The organism is Phormidium sp. CCY1219 (assembly GCF_055795085.1).
Genome location: NZ_JAYFEQ010000404.1, coordinates 1 through 818 on the forward strand (window position 1 = coordinate 1; position 818 = coordinate 818).

The following is an 818-nucleotide window of genomic DNA, read 5'->3' on the forward strand; positions in this document are numbered from 1 at the left end:
CATGGAATACCATCAATTGGGCAAAAGTCCATCGACGGGTATTTAAGCTGCAAAAATCAATTTACAAAGCTGAACGGGTCTGGACAGTCCAAGAAAGCAAGGCATCTTCAAAGACTCCTGAGTAAGTCCTATTACGCGAAGCTCTTGGCAGTAAGGAAAATAACCCAAGACAATCAGGGCAAAAGAACAGCCGGAGTAGACGGAGTAAAATCCCTCTGGCCAACACAACGACTGGAATTAGCCCAAAAACTTGGGAGTAACTCCAAAGCCCGCGCCTTACGCAGAGTATGGATTCCAAAGCCAGGGCGCGATGAAAAGCGTCCTTTAGGGATTCCGACGATAAAGGATAGAGCTGAGCAAGCCCTGGTAAAACTGGCACTAGAACCGCAATGGGAAGCTCGGTTTGAAGCAGACTCATATGGGTTCAGGCCAGGAAGGTCAGCACATGACGCAATTGACGCCATATTCAAAAAGGTTCATAAGAAACCTAACTGGGTATTAGATGCAGATATTGCAAAATGCTTCGACCGAATCAACCATGATTACCTACTGTCCAAACTAGATTGTCCATCCGTGATTAAACGGAAAATCAAACAATGGCTTAAAGCCGGAGTTTTGGATAATGGCGTATTCGAGGTAACAGAGGCTGGAACTCCACAAGGTGGATTCATTAGCCCACTCCTGGCCAATATTGCCTTACACGGAATGATAAATTCGGTTGTAAATGCTTTTCCTCAAAGGAAGAACATTAACGGAAAGCGAGACGTTAATTATCGTCCGAAAATCATCCGATATGCCGATGACTTTGTGGTACTTTC

Annotated in this window: 1 pseudogene; it reads left to right on the forward strand. The window is 45.0% G+C overall.

Annotation, left to right across the window (positions count from 1 at the left end):
- Positions 1-818, forward strand: a pseudogene (locus AC0QH1_RS08625) (reverse transcriptase N-terminal domain-containing protein); the annotation flags it as partial.